The sequence below is a fragment of the Streptomyces sp. NPDC015032 genome, from assembly GCF_043080425.1.
In the GTDB taxonomy this organism is placed as follows: Bacteria; Actinomycetota; Actinomycetes; order Streptomycetales; family Streptomycetaceae; genus Streptomyces.
On the sequence record NZ_JBIBVN010000110.1, the window covers coordinates 1 to 2062 of the forward strand.

Annotated in this window: 3 protein-coding genes; all 3 read right to left on the reverse strand. The window is 69.1% G+C overall.

Annotated features, from left to right (window positions below; translation table 11 throughout):
* Positions 1-65: 65 nt before the first annotated feature.
* Positions 66-1109, reverse strand: coding sequence for a hypothetical protein (locus ACF08M_RS41560; RefSeq protein ID WP_392190510.1), 1044 nt, complete (start codon positions 1107-1109; stop codon positions 66-68).
* On the reverse strand, positions 1106-1684 hold the full coding sequence (locus ACF08M_RS41565) for an RNA polymerase sigma factor (protein ID WP_392190511.1): 579 nt from the start codon (positions 1682-1684) through the stop codon (positions 1106-1108). Before ACF08M_RS41565 ends, ACF08M_RS41560 begins: the two co-directional genes overlap by 4 nt.
* The coding region (locus tag ACF08M_RS41570) for a hypothetical protein (protein ID WP_392190512.1) at positions 1681-2062 on the reverse strand (382 nt) is incomplete at its 5' end. The genes ACF08M_RS41570 and ACF08M_RS41565, both read right to left, overlap by 4 nt.

The window sequence follows — 2062 nt, forward strand, 5'->3', positions numbered from 1 at the left end:
GATCTACTCCGGGACTTCGCGGGTCGGGCGGTGCCTGAACACACCGCGCGCTGACCTGAGACCTCTCATGTCAGATCGGCGTAGCCTCGGACGGTTGTGGTTCCGGACCGGACGATCCAGATTCCGCTTCCAGGCGGCGTCTCGTCCGAGCGGGCTTTGAGGGCTTCGATGTCTACGACCGGGGGCCATTGGGTGCGCTGCGACCAGTGCACTCCGCTGAAGTCGATGCCCCTCAGGTCGGTGTCGCGCAGGTCGTCATCGGTGAAGTCGTCCAGGAGCGTGGGCACCGATGCGGCATCGAGTACAGGGGGTTCTTGGTGTAGGACCGAGCCGATGGCCCGGCAAACCTCATTGGTACGGATCTCGATGAAGGCGTCGAGGTCACGGTCGAGGTCGAGGTCAAGGTCGCGGGCGAGGTCGAGGTCGTGGGCGAGGGTGCGGGCGAGGTCGCGTGCGTGGTCGAGGTCGCGGTCGAGGTCGCGGGCGAGGTCGAGGGCGAGGTCGCGTGCGTGGTCGAGGTCGCGGGCGCGTGCGCGGGCGTGGTCGAGGGTGCGGGCGTGGTCGAGGTCGAGTTCGCGGGCGCGGGCGAGGTCGAGGGCGCGGGGGAGGTCGCGGGCGCGTGCGCGTGCGCGGGCGAGGTCGAGGTCGAGGTCGCGGTCGCGGTCGAGGGTGCGGTCGAGGTCGCAGGCGAGGGCGAGGGCGAGGTCGCGGGCGAGGTCGAGGGGGAGGTCGCGGGCGCGGTCGAGAGTGCGGGCGAGGGCGCGTTGCGCTGCTTTGACGTCCGGGTGCTTGCGTAGGGCCATGCGGTCTGCGGGGCTGAGTGCGGGAAGGAAGTCCCCTGCCCGGGGGTGGCGGTGTGTGCCGGATGTGTCGGAGGAGGCATGGGGCTGTGGTGACGGTGGAAGGATGCCGGCCAGTCCGGCTTCGGTGTTCAGGACGGTACCGAGGGCGTTGACGGCGGTGTCGTGGCGGGAATGGATGAGAATTTCCCGCAGGCCGGCTTCGATGTCGAGGACGCTGTCCAGGCTGTCGTCCAGGGTGTGCTGGTGCCGGCCGAGCCGGTTGCTGACGGCCTGGCCGTCGTAGTCGTGCGTGGGATGGTCAGTCACTGTCCCTCCTCCCGTGCCTTGATTACTTCTGCCACAGCGCGGCGGGCTTTGTAGAGGCTGGCGCGTACTGCGTCGTCGTTCATACCGAGTTGTTCGGCGATGTCGCCAGGGGTGAAGCCGGACAGGGCCCAGGCCAGAACCTGACGCTGCCGGGGCGGCAGGCTGCGCAGCAGAGGCAGCAGGTCGTGGCGGGCCTCCCAGGCCGCGATCGCGTCCGGGTCGGCCAGTAGTGACGTCGGCTCCGGTACCTGTTCCACGGGCTGCTCCTCGCAGGAGGCGAGCTTGCGTAGCAGCGCGCGGGAGGCAACCGTGTGCACCCATGCCCGGGGCTGATCGATGGTGTCCCAGCGCTCGTAGGCGGAGAGCATGGTGTCCTGGGCGATGTCCGCTGCGACGTGCACGCCGGCGCCCTGGTTGACCAAGAACCCCACCAAGGAGCGGACCGTGGCGCGGTAGAAGGCGCTGAACGCCGCGTCCTTCGCTAGCTGTAAGTCGTGCCGCGGGTCCGGCTGGTCCCGTGTCGCCGGTGCGACGGCGGGGTGCTCAGGACCGTCCCCCGGTTCGTGGATACTCACGCTGCCGCGTCCTCCCTGTGCTCCTCCACGCGGGAGATGCTCACCCGCAGCCGGTGACCGTCACGGTCCTGGTCGTCGAGCTCCACCCGGCTGCCGACGGCCACCTTCTCCGCGATACCCAGCAGGTAGTCGTGGCGATACTGCTCACGGCGCGACCGCCAGCGCAGGCGCAACCAGAGCCCCCACAACGCGAGCGCCTTGGCGCTGACGACCGAGCCGATGGTGATCACGATCGTGGTCGTGTCCATCCCCTGCCTTCCCCTGATGCCGGGCGCACCCCCGGACTGAGTCTTGTGCAGAGGAGAGGCCGAGAGAGCCTTGATCGTGAACTTCAGCCTGCGGAAACTTCCGCTACGCAACGACGGAGTAGACGTAACG